This window comes from Treponema sp. OMZ 805 (assembly GCF_050937395.1).
In the GTDB taxonomy this organism is placed as follows: Bacteria; Spirochaetota; Spirochaetia; order Treponematales; family Treponemataceae; genus Treponema.
Window position 1 is genome coordinate 28,370 of the sequence record NZ_JACCLP010000010.1, and the last position, 16,288, is coordinate 44,657.

A 16,288-nucleotide genomic window follows, 5' to 3' on the forward strand; every position below is an offset into this window, starting at 1 on the left:
TTACGGGTTATAGATGCTTCTAATAGTATACAAGAGCGACGTTGAATATACAACATGATATTTCAAGCTAATCAGTAAAAAAAAAATTGAAAAAATTCGGGCAGATGATTTGTGCGATGAAAGGGAAAAAAGTATAACTATGAAGTATCTTTGCTATCGAAAATCGACGGGTGGTATATTAAGATGAGACCGGCGGGATTCGAACCCGCCACCTACTGCTTAGAAGGCAGTTGCTCTATCCAAATGAGCTACGATCTCTTGGACGCGCAGTTTTCACTGCGAATATGTTATATATATACAATAGGAACGAAAAAAAGTCAACCTATCGTGCAAACGCATCAGACTGTTTCTAGTAGCCCCGCAAAATAATTGGGGCTGTTCAACCAGAGTAACGCCAAGGAATTGCCATCCGTGTCAATTCCTTGGCTGCCGGTTTTTTCAAAAACCTATTTCTGTTTATCACCTCTGCCATCCTTGACAGTTCTGACTGCGGTTCAAATGGTCTCACAGTCCCAATTATTTTGCGCTTTTGCTCTACTCTACCTGATGCATTTGCCCTGCTACTGAAAAAACTGTGCAAAATTTTCTTCAAAATTTTGCACAAAAAAGATCTAAGTGCTTACATATTTCTGATGAAGTTACCCTGCCCAATCTGCTGCATCGGCAGCTCAAGAAATATTTTAGAGAATCTTTCAAAATTATTTAATTAAAAATCATTCCGAATATTTGACTTCTTGCCGTAAATATACTATTTTGTGTGCATGAAAATGAAAACATTATATTTATGCATTGCTTTTGGTTTCCTTGCGCTTGGCTGTTCCGCTAAGCAAACACAATCCGCTGCTTCGGCAACGATGTCGGATTCTGAGGCGCGGAAAACTGCTTCTGCGGCAGCGCAGAGTTCTGCAAATCAACAGACCTCTACCGATCCTGTTGCAGCGCTCAGTTCGCTCGGGTTTTATGTGTATGACCAGCCGATCGATCTGCCTATAACCGCGCCGATACCTGCGCTTACGGGTGATCCTGTCAAAGTGAGTGATTTTACCGGTAACATCACGCTCCTCAATTTTTGGGCGACATGGTGCCCGCCCTGCCGTGCGGAAATGCCTTCCATCGAGCGCCTATACAAAAAGATGAGCGGCACAAACTTCCGGATTGTTGCCGTCAATGCCGGTGAGCATCGCACACAAGTTTCGTCCTTTATCGAAAAAAATAAGTATACATTTCCCATCTATTTGGATGAATCAAATGCGGTATCGTCCATCTTTGCGGCACGCGGGCTCCCTTCTACCTACCTCGTTAATAAAGAGGGAAAAGTTATTGCCGCGCGTATCGGTGCGATGGAATATGACCAAGCGGAATTGATAAAACTGCTCAAGGAATTAGCCGATGGGTAGTGCGTCTCTTCCCGGTTTATTCGGGGCGTTTTTTGCAGGACTGCTTTCGTTTTTGAGCCCCTGCGTCCTGCCGCTCATTCCTGTGTATCTCTCGTTTATTTCAGGTGAGTCATTGACGGAAATTCGAGAAGGCGGCAGCGGTCGTATGCGCCTTTTCCTGCGCAGTGTCAGCTTTGTACTTGGGTTTACGGTGGTATTTGTGCTGCTCGCTATTCTCTTCGGGACAGGCGCTCGTTTTATCGGCAGTTCCGCCCCCCGCGTCATTATGCGGATTGCTGGAGCCATTGTCATAATTCTCGGCCTTAACATGCTTTTCGATTTTATTCCGTTTTTACGCGGGGAGATAAAAGCACAAGCGCCAAACACTGCTGCGAGTTTTTCAAAGGCGTTTGTATTCGGGATGTTGTTTGCCGCCGGATGGAGTCCCTGTATCGGGCCGATTTTATCGTCCATCCTTCTGTTTGCCGCTCAGTCGGGGAATGCCGTAAAAGCAGCCTTTCTGCTTGGCGTATATTCGCTCGGCCTTGGCATTCCGTTTTTGTTGGTCGGGCTGTTTTTTGATAAAACGGAACCGTTACTGCGTTGGTTTAAACAACATGCACGCGGCGTAAAGATAACGGCAGGCATCCTCATTATCTTTTTCGGAATTCTGATGGTAACCGCCGGTTTGGCCAGCATTACCGCCTTCTTTACCAAGATAGGCTATGCATTGGAAGACTACGCGCAGACGGGAACTCCCCCGTTCAGTTCTATTGCAGGCGCTCTTGCCCGATGGCTACAATTCCAAGGAGTGTAGGAATATAGGAAAGCCACCGGAAACCGGCTTTTTAGATTGCGTTATTCTTTACGGATTTTTTGTAAAGGCGTGCGCAATCTAAAAATTCCTGTAAATATGTTGGGAGCATAATCTTTTTATTCCATACAAGATACAGGTCGCGGTATCGATGCGGGATATTTTCAAGTGAAAAAGAAAGCAGCTCGCCGCGGCTTATCATATCATCAACTGCGATTTTTGAAATAAACGAGGTTCCAACCCCTTGCATAACAAGCCGCTTAATCACTTCGATGTTATTAATTGTAGTAATAATATGGAGCGATTCGATAGAAATATGCGCGGCGGTGAGTATCAAATCCATATTCTGTTTTACGGCGGAACCGGTTTCCCGTACGATGAGCGGTTCTTGCGCAAGCCGCTTTATATCCGGCCGTATCTGCTGCAGAGCCCGATAATAGGGGATATTGGGCGTAATAAAGACAAACTCATCTTGATAAATCGGATAGAACTCGCAGTTTTCATCATCAGTTTTCATACCGACAATACCGGCATCTACCTTTCGTGCGGAAATCCGTTTGATAGTCTCATAACTGTTTTGCTCTTCAACTTGAATGAGCGTATTGGGATGGTTGTTTTTGAAGCGGCTTAACACAAAGGGAAGGATATATCCCGTAGGAATGGTAGACGCACCGAGCCGTAGAATTTTTCGATTGGGATTGATAAACCGATCAATAAGCGATGAACGCTGCTGCAATAAATCCTTGGCTTCGCGATAGAGCAGCGTTCCTTCTTCTGTAATTTTCAGCTCCCGTGTCGAGCGGATAAAGAGCGGGCTGTCAAGTTCTTCTTCAAGCTGTTTGATGTGGAGACTTACCGTCGGCTGGGAAATATTCAATTCTTCGGCCGCCGCAGAAAAACTCAAATTTTCTACAAGCTTTACAAATACCTCAAGATGTTTAAATTCCATAGTTAGTCCTCAAAACGGTAGTAGGAAAATCGTAAAAAGGGATCCGCTCATATTTCGGGCATTTTAAGAACGTTGCAATTACTGACCTCTCGGCGCCTTTGCGGGATCGAGCGGTTTATTGTTCTTGTATACCATAAAATAAAGCCGCGGGGTACCGGTAAGCGAATCTGAGGCAAGGGTACCAAGTTTTTGACCGACGGTAATATGCGCACCTGCTTGCGGAAGTATCTGCGCCAGCCCCCCGTATACATAGACATACTTTGTTTTTGACTGAATAAAGATAACCTGCCCGTACCCTCGGTGCGGTCCCATCGAAATAACGCGTCCCGAAGCGATAGCTTGTACGGAAGCGTTTGCCGTCGAATCGATAGCGACACCATAGAGCTTTCCCGAAAGGTACGAAATATCGGAGATGGGAACAGGCCACAGAAGCTTTTTGTCGATTGCTTTTTTTGTATATGAACGCGGATCTTCCCATGAAGCTTGAGGATTTTGCTGCGCTGCCCCTGTATTCTTAGGAGCTGCAGCAACGGCAGTTTTTTCTCGTTCCGGTACAATCAATATTTTTCCGACTTTTAAGACGGCAGAATCGGAAAGACTGTTCGCCTTCCGTAGCGCGTCAACGGTAACGGAGAATTTTTTTGCAATGCTGTAAAGGGTGTCGCCCTTTTGTATCGTGTATGTTTCGGGGATGTAAATTTTCTGCCCAACCGTAATTTTACCTGCATCACTGATGTTATTCCGTTCCAAGAGAATAGCAACCGGCACCGAATATTTGCGGCTTAACGCATAGAGCGTTTCGCCTTTTTCCAATATATGCAGGGTATCAGCTCCGGAGACTGAATAAACGGCAAGAGAAAAAATAAAAATACAGACGGAATAACGATGCTTAGACATATTCGTCTATAAGTATCGGCTCATTATGCAAAAAACATAATATCGCAGTTGAGGGCAACCGCATCAGACTGTTTTAAAATAACCCCGCAGAATAATGAAGGCCGTTCAACCAGAGTTGAACCACTTCGCGGTTCAAATGGTTGTCCAACCTCCATTATTCTGCGATTTTTATCCATTTGTCTGGTGCGGTTGCCCGTTCTCTAAAAAACTACACGAAATTTTAGAAAAATTTCGTGTAACAAGGAGGTAATCGATTGAAATATTATCAGTGCGGTTAGCCCGCACTAGACATTTAGAGGGTGTTTCATTATTATCGTAACGATTATCAATTTAAGTTATAGGAGTATCTTATGGAAAATTTAATCGGAACAAAGATTATCGATTTTACTTTGCCTGCCTACTGCAAGGGAAAGTTTACTACGGTATCGACTGAGTCATTATTAGGTAATTGGTCCGTGTTTATGTTTTATCCCGCAGATTTTACGTTTGTGTGTCCGACCGAATTGGCCGATTTGGGTAAGCTGTATCCGGAATTTCAGGAAATCGGATGCAAGGTATTTTCCGTTTCTACCGATAGCGAGTTTGTGCATAAGGCATGGGCAGATGCAAGTGCGACAATCAGTACTCTGCCGTATGAAATGATTGCCGATAAAGCGGGTGTTTTTGCTGCTTCCTTGGGTATCCTTGTACCTGAAACATGGGTTGCTCTCCGCGGTTCCTTTGTTGTTGACCCTGACGGTATCATCAAAGCATACGAAGTGCACGATAACAGCATCGGACGCGATGCCTCCGAATTGCTGCGTAAGGTTCAAGCCGCCCAGTTTACTGCAGCGCACGGCGATCAGGTATGTCCTGCAAAATGGCACCCCGGCGAAAATACCCTGTATCCTTCAATTGACTTAGTCGGAAAAATCTAAGGAAGTGCTGATTAAAGAAAAGCTGTTACCGGCAAACGGGGCTGTTCCGAAAATAACCAACTTTTGAGACATCCCCATGCCTATTTTTTTAAAAGCTTCGAAAACGTTGCTTTAAGCTTTGCAAGCACCGATGGCGTTTGATCCTTTGCCGTTTTCTCTAATGCAAGGAAATCCCGTGCGGCATCATCAAGACTGAAATCGTTGCCGTTCTTTTGTTTGAGCCTATCCCAATGCTTGACAATCCAAACATAGATATCACTCTTCGTCCGATTTTTAAAATCGGAAAGCAGCTTATATTTATCTATCACGGCGATAACCGGAAGATACACCGTTTTAAACCATGAAATCAGCGCATCATTAAAATCGATTTCGGTATGCTGCTGCTCGTTCATATAATACTTATGGACAAGAATATGATTATAGATGACATCGTAGCGACCGGTTGCGGTAAAGTCCAAATCCCAGTAATCGGTCAGATCGCCGAAACTCGTTTCGTTGTAAAACACCCGTTTTTCGTAACTGATAACCGCCGCAAGCAGCGTGTCCAGCCTAACATCAGGCGGCAGCTGCATCTCGCTTTGCAGCGAGATCACTTCAGCATCGATAAACGCAACGCCCTGCATCTTTGCCACCGACACACGATGATTCCCGTCCCGGACAAAATACAATCCGCCGAGCTCATACAGTTGAATGGGCGGCAACACGATATCGGACAAATGAGCTTGATCGACATTAACCCACCGTTGTTTCAATTCATTTGAACGGGGGAGAAAATGATTGTCAAAATCGTTATAGCGCCCCTCACTGCCGACAATCTTTTTGATCGGAACTGTTTTAAGCCCGACATACACCTCATTCTTAGGTTTTAAAATCTTTTTTACGTCGTTCAACGAAAGAAGCCGTTTTTTATCGGGATGCATGACATTCTGCATCTCATTGATCCATGCCTTATTGCGCGCTTTGGAAAAATCTTCTTGTGCCTGAAATCTGAAAGCATCCGACTGCATAATACTAAATTATGGTAGTAAATAAAAAACAGACTGTCAAGTTAAACCACCAAAGTCTCTGCTACCCATGTGTTAGGTGTGTCCTCATCTATTCCATCTCCGAATACCGCGCCTGCATCAAGGAATGTACCTCCCTGTACATTCCTTGATAGCAAGTTTCGGTACGACCGAAACTTGCTGCTGTTTGGAACCACCGCCATCCATGGCGGTTCTGTGAGTATTTGTATTTCAGGCTGAAAATTTGCTTCCAGCTCTTGCTGCGTAATTCCGCACAACGCAGCATAGTCACGATCAAGCGAAATATCGCGGAGATTATTCAAGTCGCTAAAGATACTGACCTTGCTAAACTTTGTTACACCGGTTAGGAATACAAAACGGAGATATTGATCGCAGGATTTAAACACACCGTAAAAACCTTTCAGAATGCGGCGATATGTTTCGTTTAATGCTTCATCGGTATTCATTGTTTCCAAAAGCGGCTTGTCATACTCATCAACTAATACGACGACCTGTTTACCGGTTTTCTCGTAGATACGCTGAATCAGGTCTTTTAACCGACTGTCAGGGGCATCCTCTCTCCGCTCAACCGTAAAAGTTTTCTCCCAATCGCGGAGGTGTGCGTTCAAAATATCCAGCAATGCCTGTTCATCGGTATACGCTTTCGCATTAAAATCCAAATACAGCACCGGATACTTCTGACACAGTTCCCGCTGCCCCGCTTCGGCATTTTCAAGTTTTTCTATTGCAAGACCGCTAAACAGCTCTTTTTGACCGAGAAAGTACGCTTTTAATGTGGAGAGCAAAAGGCTTTTCCCAAACCGGCGCGGACGGCTTAAAAAATATACCTTACTGGTATGGGCAAGCCGAAATATACAATCAGTTTTATCAATATAAAGAAAATTTTTTTCCCGTAAATCTTCAAAGCTTTGTATGCCTATCGGCAAGTTCCGTGTAACATCCATGTAACCAATATAGCAAAGATAGAGAGTTTCTGCGATTTTCTTCTTTTGATATTCTAAAAATACGTCCGTTCTATCACCACCTGATAGACTGATTATGCTATTAGTATAGTCGTTGGGACAATTAACAACCCCGGCGCGGCATGTGAGCATTAACCATCCGCACGAATCACTGAAGGGGAAGCGAGGGGAACTATGCAGACGGATATAATAAGATTTATCGATGATGAAAGTAAGCAGGAATGTATGGCTGTAGCCGGGTATCTTTATAATCTATGTTCGAATAGTAAACATCTGGATAAGTATAAATCATTACTGATATTATTACAGGCACTCATTGTGCGTCTAAAAAAAGAAACACAAGCTGAAACAATTGTGCAAGCATTTATTCAAAAAGGGATAAAGGAAAAACAGCTAACGGTATTTACGCCGGGAAAAAATTACAATCATCCGTTTGAATACGGGAGTAAATTGGATGTAAATTTTAAAGAAGATACGAAAATCGCTGCAGCTGTTGACAATTTTACGACCGATTCCATTTTTACGATAAATCTTTGCCGTTGTGTTTTTATGCAGAGAGAAAACCTTGCTAAAATTATCGCACTTATTTTCTTTTCCGCCAAGATAAATAACAATGATACATATATCATTCCTCAGAGAATAAATGTTTCAGCACGGATAACCAAGATACTTAATGATATAACTCCTGTTGAATTTCTATTTGATACCTTACATCTTTCACACCAAGAAGCGGTATTGCTTACGGCAGTATATAGAACACAGACAATCTATGAACTCTATAATTTTTATGATGATGTGTTATATCAAAACACAGAAAATAAAATGACGATATATGCAAAATGTATTAATACGTCTTTACAAGCAATAAGAATCTTATTTGAGAATGATAAAAAGCTTATTTCATTCGGGTTAATGAATAAGTACGATTACGGTTGTATTGAAAACGAAAGTATTTATTGTATTTACAATAAAAATTTTGATGCGTTTTTTTCCGGCACATTAAAAGAAGAAAAAGCAAACGCTGCCTTTAATCTCAATAGCTACGCTATAAAAAAAGAGCATTCAAGCTTGGCATTGCAATTTCTAAAAAGTAACTTTCCGTCAAATATTTTACTCTATGGAAGTCCCGGAGCCGGTAAAACGGAATTTGCAAAAACACTTGCAAAAGAAAGCGGACTGCGACTGTTTATGTTTAAAAATGAGCTGGATACCGATAGAGCATTGCAGCGCTTACATTGTATTCTTTCTATTCCTAAAAAGGATACACTGTTTGTTATTGACGAAGCTGAAAATATCTTAAAAACAATTGAGCCGCATTTTAGGATGTTTATGAGCACTACTGAAAAAGGGATTGTAAATAAGATGCTTGATAATAATGTCAATAAAGTTGTGTGGATTGTTAATTATACTGATCTTCTTGACATATCTACGTTGCGGCGTTTTACGTATTCAATTAAGTTTAACGAAATGCCGAAATCACTTTTGAAAAAAATCGCACAGTCAAAATTACAAAACAGCAACATAAGCGGCAAAATCTTACATACACTTGTCGATCTCTGCGACAATTACCGTATAACAGGTGCCTCAATCGATAATATGATTAAAGCGGTGAATAGTGTTCATTGCAGCAGTCAAACTGAAGAGCAAATCGTTATTGATGTAAAAAATACGCTTGAAGCAAATTCCGGACTTATATACGGTAGTTCCCATGCCGGCAGAAAAATACAAAAGACATACGATATTGGGGCGCTCAACACCTCTATCGAACCGGATGATATTATCACGATGATAAAAAATGCAGAAGCGTATTCTGAGTCTGTACAAACAGATGTTCCCGCCGGAATCCGTATGCTTTTTTATGGATTAAGCGGTACCGGAAAAACGGAATTTGCACGATATATTGCAAACTCTTTGGCTAAAGAGCTTATTCTAAAAAAAGCTTCCGATATATTAGGAAAATATGTCGGCGAAAGTGAACAGAATATTAAAGAGGCTTTTGAAGAAGCGGAAAGACAAGATGCGATACTGCTATTTGATGAGGCTGATTCATTTTTTACCAACCGTTTCAATGCAGAAAATACTTGGGAGCGGACAATGGTCAATGAATTTTTAATGCAGATAGAAGCCTTTAACGGTTTATTGATTTGCACTACCAATATGCGCAGCATCATGGATCCTGCATTGCAACGCCGCTTTCATATTATGGTTGAGTTTCAAGCCCTCTCTGCAAATGGAATAAAAACTTTGTTGATGAAATATTTTCATAATGTGTCATTTAATGCTGATCAAATAGAAAAGCTCAACCAATGGCAATCCGTTACTCCGGGGGATTTTAACGCGCTCTATGGAAAAGCACGGTTTATGCCGCAAGAAAAAATAACTTCCGAATATATTATTACTGAATTAGCACAGATGCAGCAAGAAAAAAACGGCGTACAAAAAATGATCGGATTTAGTATCAATGCATAACTGATAGATAATTTATGAAATATAAACGGAGGAAAAGTATGGAACACATATCTGCATTACGGCTTACCGCTGAAGAAGAAGCCAATTTGCAGCTGTTGAGAATAACAGATGGGATACTCATCGGAGTAACAAATAGAGACGACCTCACCGGAAGTCTTATATTACCGGACACTATTACCGAAATCGGGAGAAAAGCATTAAGCGGCTGTACGGGTTTAACAAGCATTACCATACCGGACAGCGTTACTCAAATCGGGTACGGCGCTTTTTTCCGCTGCATGAGCCTCACAAGTATTACCGTTCATTCCGATAATCCAGCCTATTGCACTCAAGAAAATATACTTTATACAAAAGATATGAAAACACTTTTACGGGCTGTTGCAACAGGATGTGTGGTCATACCTTATGGTGTAATTGAAATCAGCTATGGGGCTTTTTCCCGGTGTAGAGGTGTAACGAGTATTTCCATACCGGATAGCGTTATTAAAATCGCTATGGGAGCTTTTTGCTATTGCAGCAGTATAACACATATTATTATACCAAGCAGTGTTACTGATATCGGTATGGGACCTTTTGGTTATTGCACAAAGTTAACGGATATTCCCGTCGATAAAGCAAATCCAGTCTATTGTAGCAAAGATAATATGCTCTATACAAAAAACATGAAGACCCTTATACAAGCAACTCCCGTAAAGACTTTCATAATACCGGAGCACGTTACCGCAATAGGCGGTTATTGTCTTGCCGGTTGTACTGATGTAACCACTGTTATCATACCGGATGGGGTTATCGAAATTGGAGAAGGTGCATTTGACAGTTGTGAAAGATTAGACAATATAATCATAAAATCCGAGCGTTTAACGGAAATCGGATACGATGCTTTTTCGCATATTAAACACGATGCACGGTTTACCGTAAAAAACGAATCGATAAAAGCGCTGTTACAAACTTGCGGCAGCGATCTACAGAACGGACAAATTACCGTTAATTCGAATTTATAGGATAGAGAAAATATGGAACAGATATCTGCATTAAAACTTACCGCTGAAGAAGAATCAAATGTACAGTTGCTGGAAATAACAGACGGGATAGTTATCGGCGTAACAAATAGCGCCTACTTTACTGGAAGTCTTATATTACCGGATACAATTACGGAAATTGCTCATCACGCCTTTGAAGGCTGCAGCGGTCTCACACGTATTGTTATACCTGATAGTGTTACTAAAATCGGTGACTGGCTTTTCCGCGATTGTACCGATTTAAAAGAGGTTATTATTGGAAGCGGTATTTCAAAAATCGGTATTGGAGCTTTCTTTGATTGCACTCATTTAAGCACTATCACCATACCGCAGGGCATTATCGAAATAGGAAATCTCGCGTTTAAGAGCTGCAGCAGTTTAAAAACTATCAATATTCCGAGCAGCGTTCGTAAGATCGGCGAGTGGGCATTTGTCTGTTGTAGTGGTTTAACGGAATTGAATATCGAAAAAGGCGTTACCTCAATTGAATACAGAAGCTTTGTTTGCTGCACCGGTTTAACAAGCATTACCATACCGGACAGCGTTACTCAAATCGGTGAGGAAGCTTTTGGTGCATGCAGCCGCTTAGCAGCTATTAGAATTCCCGATAGCGTTACCGAAATCGGAAATAATGCCTTTTGTAATATTCAAAGCAACGCACAGTTTATCGTAGCAAGCAAGGCGGTAAAAAAACTACTAAAGCATTCTGACAGTTCTATACAAGATGAACACATTATCGTAACACACAGTAATATCGAACATTGTCAGTTGTAAATTTTCTACCTCTATCACTTCCTGATAGACTGACTATGCTATTAGTATAGTTAATTGGGACAATCACTGAAAATGTAGCGTATGTTCAATTTTAATTTTTAAGGAGAATCTCCGATGGAAATAGTTATTTGGTGCGGCAAATATGGGATTAATAATTGCGGACGTCATTATACAGCACCTGTTTTTGGCGTCAAACGGTTCGAAAAAGCGAAAAAGAATACAAATTGGTTTCAAAAACAAAATGATAAAAAAACATTCAGCGACTTTTTGAAAGAAGCTATCGAAACAAATAATTTAGAACAGAGGAAAGAATCAGTAGGCAACTAAGGTGCCCTATTATTGGTATTAAGTATGGTTCCTTAAAATTCACTAGCCGAATAAAATATCAATTTTAGAGGCTTCTGAATTGGTGCGCAGAATGCGCACATTTTAATAAGCGAGTTTGCGCTTGAGCAAACTCGACGGTTAACGAGGCAACCCTATTTGGTTGCCGAAGTTATACCTTGGTATATTTTGGCTCCTTCCCGATTTATCTGATTTATTTTATGCCAGTACAACAGACATTGCATTTGCACAAAAATATGGTGATTGGCTACTATCTCAAGAAGACCATAGTAATGTATGGGAGAAATTAAAACAAAATGGTTATTTGCACTATTTACCGAAAAGGTACAGAGATGAGTATTGGAAATTACCAAGAGGCAGAGTCTCATATAATATATTACTTGGTAAATATTATGTATATCATGGCAATTGGTTTTTAATAAAACATGCAAAAATTATTGAGAAAAAATTTGAGCTTCCCGTCAATCATATCGTTTATGAAGAAGACGAACACTATTCGAACAATATCAGTTGTTAAAAATATTTTTTCACCTCTATCACCTCCTGATAGACTGACTATGCTATTACTATAGTCAGTTGGGACAACCATTGAAAGGGAAGCTCAGATTGAGAGCAATAGATACTATTTTATTGGTTCCTATGAATAAAGTTTAAAAAATATTTTTATACTTGACTTTTGAGGGGGGGGGGGGGGGGGGTATTATGGAAGAGAAATGCCCTGTAAATAATGCGGGGAAGAAAAGACCGTAGAAACTGACCTGATGTCAACCTGTTTTCGATGATGTCGAGACAGGACGGTCTATACTATGTATAAAAGGAGTTTTATTATGAAACGCAGATATATTTTACTTCTTAGTGCGCTTGTATTATTTACCGACGCTGTAATAATGACCGGCTGTCCTGCCCACGTACAGCCGCAAACCCAAAAGTACAAGGTAACGCTCAAGTCCGGCAAGCATGGTACGGTAACGGTAAATCCCGCACTCCCTGAGGACGGTATGGTTGAAGCGCATACGCGGCTTTCTTTTACCGCGCAACCTGACGAGGGGTATGAAGTTGATACCTGGACGGGAGTAGATCATAACTATCGCGGTAATACGACAGCAACGCTTACGATAATGGCAGACACGACCGTATCCGTCACATTTAACAGGATAGGCTACAGTTCGGAAAAGCAGAAGTACAAGGTTACGCTTGTTCAACCCGAACACGGTACGGTAACGGTGAAACCTGCCCTATCTGAAGACGGAATGATTCCACAGTATACCAATCTTACGTTTACCGTAACGCCGGAACCCGGTTGGCAGGTGAACAAATGGACGGGGGCGAAAATATGGCAAGATAAGATAGGATACGATGTTGAGAACAATGAGGTACATCTTTCCGTAACCGAAGATGTAACCGTAAGCGTTACGATGATAGAAGAAGGGAAAGCCGATGCATCGCTTTTGATAATCGATTCAACCGGCAGACTGACTGGTGTAACCGACAAATACAGACTAAAGGGAAGTCTTGTACTGCCAGAGACGGTTACCGCAATCGGCAGTGAAGCGCTTGCCGACTGTACCGGTTTAACAAGCGTGATTATACCCGATAGCGTTACCTCAATCGGGTATAAGGCTTTTTACCGGTGTACCGGTTTAACAGGCGTTACAATCGGAAATAATGTTACCGAAATTGATGAAGGCGCTTTTTCCGGCTGTTATAATTTAATGAGTATTACGATACCGGATAGCGTTACCACCATTGGTTCCGATTCTCATTCTTTTTTTAGTGGCGGCGCTTTTCATGACTGTAAAAGCTTAACAAATGTTACGATCGGAAAGGGCATGACTAAAATAGGATATTCCGCTTTTGACGGTTGTAATAAGATTAAGACACTCAACATTAATTGTAAAACGGTACCGTATCTCGGTATGACATCTCTTAAAGAGCTTACGCTCGGCGATAATGTAAACGCAATCGGAGAGCGAGCATTTTACAGTTGTACCGATTTAACAAACATTACCATTCCGGACAGCGTTACAAAAATAGGAAACGAGGCGTTTCAAGGCTGTACCGGCTTAACGGATGTTATCATTCCTGATAGCGTTACGGAAATTGGTAAGGCTGCTTTTAAAGATTGCTCAAATATAATCAGTCTAGGTATCGGCAAAGGACTTACTTCTATTTACTTAGGTGATTATCACTATGAAAGTCCTTTTGACGGTTGTAATAAGATTGAAAAACTGAATATCAACAGTAAGACAGTTCCACGTCTTAACATCAAAAGTCTTAAAGAGGCTACTCTCGGTGAGCAGGTTACCGAAATCAGTGATGGCGCTTTTTCCTATTGTGAAGGTTTAACGACTATTACCATACCTCATAATGTGACTAAAATCGGTGAGAGAGCTTTTAAAAACTGTACCCATTTAACAAATGTTACCATCCCGAATAATGTAACTAAAATAGGAGACGAGGCATTTGAAAGCTGTATCGGCTTAACGGATGTTATCATTCCCGATAACGTTACGGAAATCGGCGCGAGTGCTTTTGCCAGCTGTACTAAATTAGCAACTGTTAACATCGGAAATAACGTTACGATGATCGGTAATAATGCATTTTCCGGCTGTACTGGCTTAACAAGTGTTACCATACCGGATAGTGTTACAAAAATAGGATACGCAGTTTTTGAAAACTGTACCGGCTTAACAAGTATTACTATACCGGACAGTGTTACCAAAATAGGAAGCGAGGCATTTAAAAGCTGTTCCGGCTTAACAAGTATTACGATACCGGATAGTGTTACCACTATCGGTTCAGATTCTTCCTCTTTTTTTAGAGGCGGAGCTTTTGAGAATTGTTATAGCTTAACAAGTGTTACGATCGGAAAGGGCGTGACTAAAATAGGATATTCCGCTTTTTCCGGGTGCAATAAGATTAAGACGCTCAACATTAATTGTAAAACGGTACCGTATCTCGGTATGACATCTCTTAAAGAGCTTACGCTCGGTGATAATGTGAACGAAATAGAGCGCGAGGCGTTTCAAGGTTGTACCGGTTTAACAAATATTACAATCGGATCCGGTGTTACAGAAATAGGGCGCGAGGCGTTTCGAGGCTGTACCGGCTTAACGGATGTTATCATACCTGATAGCGTTACGGAAATCGGCAAATCAGCTTTTAAAGATTGTTCAAATATTATCAGTCTGACTATCGGCAAAGGGCTTACTACTATTCACTTAGGCGATACTGATTATTTAGGAGATAACCAAAAAACTCCTTTTAACGGCTGTAATCAAATTGAAAAGCTGGATATCAACTGTAGTATCACCCCCCGCCTTGATATCACAAGTCTTAAAGAGATTATTATCGGCGATAATGTTACTACAATCAGCGATAATGCATTTTCGGGCTGTACCGGCTTAACAACTTTGACGATACCTGACAACGTTACTAAAATCGGCGAGAGGGCTTTTAACAATTGTTCAGGTTTGATAACTGTTACTATCGGTAAAGGACTGGAGCATTATTACTATTCGTCTTTTGATGGCTGTAACAATGTTAAAACGTTGAATATCAATTGCAGAGATGCTGTTGACTTTGGCTTTTCTCAAACTCTTACAGAATTAAACCTAGGTGATAATGTAACAAGGATTCGTGGTTATGCATTTTCAGAATGTTCACACTTAACAAACATTACCATACCGGAGAGTGTTGCTTTTATTGGCGTGCATGCCTTTGACAAATGTTCAAATCTTACAACTGCCATTTTTAAGAGTAAAGCCAGTTGGAAATTGGAATATGAATATAATGGCGATCATATTAACATACAGGAGGAGCTGGAGAATCCTTCAACAGCTGCGCAGTATTTAAAATACCAGTATACTCATTTTAGCTGGACTAAAAACTAACACCCTCTGCCGCTTCCTTTTTACGAGAATGCCGTATCGGAAGCGGCAGCAAGGTGGTTACAGCCTTTTATTATCATATATCAATCCGCAAAAGGCGGGAGGAGGGAGAAAATGAACAAAATGGCAAAAAAGATCGATGAACAACTTTTACGGATTAACAATCTTCATTGGTTACCGTGGATAGGAAAGAACTATTCCGCAAGTCAGACAAAGCTGATGGTATTGGGAGAAAGCCATTACCTTTGCGCAGGCGACAGTCCTGATGAGTACGGCATCGATTTTACCCGCAGCTTTATCGGTATGCATCAAAACGGCGAGGAAGGAACAAACGTTATCCGCAATTTTGAAAAAACAGTATTGAATAGAGATTATGATGAAGAGCTGAGCAAAGAAGAAATGACGGCAATTTCTGACAGTTTTGTCTACCAAGTCATTATTCAGCGGCTCCTCACCGCAAGCAAAGAACGCCCCGACGATTCCGATTTTGAAGCCGGATGGCATATCATTTTAGAAACGATAAAAATACTCAAACCGAATACGGTTGTTTCATTGGGTGTAAAAGCCTTTGATGTATTAACCAATTTGGAATACGAGGGGCTTACTATTAAAAAAGAAAAATGGGGAGATGATAAAATCAACAATGCCTATCCTCGCTATTGCCGTATAGAGCTTGACGGGCATCCTATCGACATCATTTTCCTCCGTCATACCAGCGGAACGATGGGCGGTTACTATCCTCTCGAATGGCATAAATTCTTAAAAAAATATTTTGATGTCTCCCGATATTTGAGTGAATTGAAGCTATAGAAATAACCATAAAGTGCTGGAATCTGCAAAACGTTTTACAT

The 16,288-nt window shown here is 41.2% G+C and carries 13 protein-coding genes, 1 tRNA gene and 1 pseudogene; 10 read left to right on the forward strand and 5 right to left on the reverse strand.

Features of this window, described 5'->3' with window-relative positions:
• Positions 1 to 184 precede the first annotated feature (184 nt).
• Positions 185 to 258, reverse strand: a tRNA-Arg gene (locus HGH47_RS08660).
• 509 nt (positions 259 to 767) lie between these two features.
• Between HGH47_RS08660 and HGH47_RS08665 the strand changes: the two genes are divergently transcribed.
• Both HGH47_RS08665 and HGH47_RS08670 read left to right on the forward strand, forming a co-directional pair.
• Positions 768 to 1,397 carry a TlpA family protein disulfide reductase gene (locus tag HGH47_RS08665; RefSeq protein ID WP_230974346.1) on the forward strand — a complete coding sequence of 210 codons (630 nt, stop codon included), beginning with the start codon at positions 768 to 770 and terminating at the stop codon, positions 1,395 to 1,397.
• Positions 1,390 to 2,193 carry a cytochrome c biogenesis protein CcdA gene (locus HGH47_RS08670; protein ID WP_212564924.1) on the forward strand — a complete coding sequence of 268 codons (804 nt, stop codon included), beginning with the start codon at positions 1,390 to 1,392 and terminating at the stop codon, positions 2,191 to 2,193. Before HGH47_RS08665 ends, HGH47_RS08670 begins: the two co-directional genes overlap by 8 nt.
• A gap of 31 nt (positions 2,194 to 2,224) precedes the next feature.
• Here HGH47_RS08670 and HGH47_RS08675 read toward each other — a convergent pair whose 3' ends face one another.
• Positions 2,225 to 3,139 carry a selenium metabolism-associated LysR family transcriptional regulator gene (locus tag HGH47_RS08675; protein WP_253674961.1) on the reverse strand — a complete coding sequence of 305 codons (915 nt, stop codon included), beginning with the start codon at positions 3,137 to 3,139 and terminating at the stop codon, positions 2,225 to 2,227.
• A gap of 78 nt (positions 3,140 to 3,217) precedes the next feature.
• On the reverse strand, positions 3,218 to 4,036 hold the full coding sequence (locus tag HGH47_RS08680) for a M23 family metallopeptidase (RefSeq protein ID WP_212564926.1): 819 nt from the start codon (positions 4,034 to 4,036) through the stop codon (positions 3,218 to 3,220).
• A gap of 350 nt (positions 4,037 to 4,386) precedes the next feature.
• On the opposite strand from HGH47_RS08680, the gene HGH47_RS08685 reads away from it, so the two are divergent.
• Positions 4,387 to 4,953, forward strand: coding sequence for a redoxin domain-containing protein (locus HGH47_RS08685; RefSeq protein ID WP_212564927.1), 567 nt, complete (start codon positions 4,387 to 4,389; stop codon positions 4,951 to 4,953).
• A gap of 80 nt (positions 4,954 to 5,033) precedes the next feature.
• On the opposite strand, the gene HGH47_RS08690 is transcribed toward HGH47_RS08685, so the two are convergent.
• Positions 5,034 to 5,960 (reverse strand): transcriptional regulator, encoded by a 927-nt coding sequence (locus tag HGH47_RS08690; RefSeq protein WP_212564928.1) that lies wholly within the window; start codon positions 5,958 to 5,960, stop codon positions 5,034 to 5,036.
• A gap of 209 nt (positions 5,961 to 6,169) precedes the next feature.
• A pseudogene (locus tag HGH47_RS08695) lies at positions 6,170 to 6,922 on the reverse strand (ATP-binding protein); the annotation flags it as partial.
• 243 nt (positions 6,923 to 7,165) lie between these two features.
• On the opposite strand from HGH47_RS08695, the gene HGH47_RS08700 reads away from it, so the two are divergent.
• From HGH47_RS08700 to HGH47_RS08730, 7 genes are all read left to right on the forward strand, one after another.
• Complete coding sequence (locus HGH47_RS08700; RefSeq protein WP_230974347.1) at positions 7,166 to 9,409, forward strand: AAA family ATPase; 2,244 nt, start codon at positions 7,166 to 7,168, stop codon at positions 9,407 to 9,409.
• A gap of 38 nt (positions 9,410 to 9,447) precedes the next feature.
• Positions 9,448 to 10,410: a leucine-rich repeat domain-containing protein gene (locus HGH47_RS08705; RefSeq protein ID WP_212564930.1), complete on the forward strand. Its 963-nt coding sequence runs from the start codon at positions 9,448 to 9,450 to the stop codon at positions 10,408 to 10,410.
• 12 nt (positions 10,411 to 10,422) lie between these two features.
• A complete protein-coding gene (locus HGH47_RS08710; RefSeq protein ID WP_230974348.1) occupies positions 10,423 to 11,202 on the forward strand; it encodes a leucine-rich repeat domain-containing protein in 780 nt (259 codons plus the stop codon).
• A gap of 114 nt (positions 11,203 to 11,316) precedes the next feature.
• The gene (locus tag HGH47_RS08715; RefSeq protein ID WP_385903840.1) at positions 11,317 to 11,529 is read left to right on the forward strand and encodes a hypothetical protein; all 213 of its coding nucleotides are present in this window, start codon (positions 11,317 to 11,319) and stop codon (positions 11,527 to 11,529) included.
• Between the two features lie 160 nt (positions 11,530 to 11,689).
• Positions 11,690 to 12,064: a hypothetical protein gene (locus HGH47_RS08720; protein ID WP_432911788.1), complete on the forward strand. Its 375-nt coding sequence runs from the start codon at positions 11,690 to 11,692 to the stop codon at positions 12,062 to 12,064.
• Between the two features lie 310 nt (positions 12,065 to 12,374).
• A complete protein-coding gene (locus HGH47_RS08725) occupies positions 12,375 to 15,440 on the forward strand; it encodes a leucine-rich repeat protein (protein WP_432911791.1) in 3,066 nt (1,021 codons plus the stop codon).
• Positions 15,441 to 15,551: 111 nt separating this feature from the next.
• On the forward strand, positions 15,552 to 16,247 hold the full coding sequence (locus HGH47_RS08730; protein ID WP_230974349.1) for a uracil-DNA glycosylase family protein: 696 nt from the start codon (positions 15,552 to 15,554) through the stop codon (positions 16,245 to 16,247).
• Positions 16,248 to 16,288: the final 41 nt, after the last annotated feature.

Coding starts and splice junctions, on each gene's coding strand:
- HGH47_RS08725 (WP_432911791.1), top strand. CDS start 12,375: ATGAAACGCAGATATATTTTACTTCTTAGTGCGCTTGTATTATTTACC.
- HGH47_RS08715 (WP_385903840.1), top strand. CDS start 11,317: ATGGAAATAGTTATTTGGTGCGGCAAATATGGGATTAATAATTGCGGA.
- HGH47_RS08685 (WP_212564927.1), top strand. CDS start 4,387: ATGGAAAATTTAATCGGAACAAAGATTATCGATTTTACTTTGCCTGCC.
- HGH47_RS08675 (WP_253674961.1), bottom strand. CDS start 3,139: ATGGAATTTAAACATCTTGAGGTATTTGTAAAGCTTGTAGAAAATTTG.
- HGH47_RS08730 (WP_230974349.1), top strand. CDS start 15,552: ATGAACAAAATGGCAAAAAAGATCGATGAACAACTTTTACGGATTAAC.
- HGH47_RS08705 (WP_212564930.1), top strand. CDS start 9,448: ATGGAACACATATCTGCATTACGGCTTACCGCTGAAGAAGAAGCCAAT.
- HGH47_RS08690 (WP_212564928.1), bottom strand. CDS start 5,960: ATGCAGTCGGATGCTTTCAGATTTCAGGCACAAGAAGATTTTTCCAAA.
- HGH47_RS08665 (WP_230974346.1), top strand. CDS start 768: ATGAAAACATTATATTTATGCATTGCTTTTGGTTTCCTTGCGCTTGGC.
- HGH47_RS08710 (WP_230974348.1), top strand. CDS start 10,423: ATGGAACAGATATCTGCATTAAAACTTACCGCTGAAGAAGAATCAAAT.
- HGH47_RS08680 (WP_212564926.1), bottom strand. CDS start 4,036: ATGTCTAAGCATCGTTATTCCGTCTGTATTTTTATTTTTTCTCTTGCC.
- HGH47_RS08670 (WP_212564924.1), top strand. CDS start 1,390: ATGGGTAGTGCGTCTCTTCCCGGTTTATTCGGGGCGTTTTTTGCAGGA.
- HGH47_RS08700 (WP_230974347.1), top strand. CDS start 7,166: ATGGCTGTAGCCGGGTATCTTTATAATCTATGTTCGAATAGTAAACAT.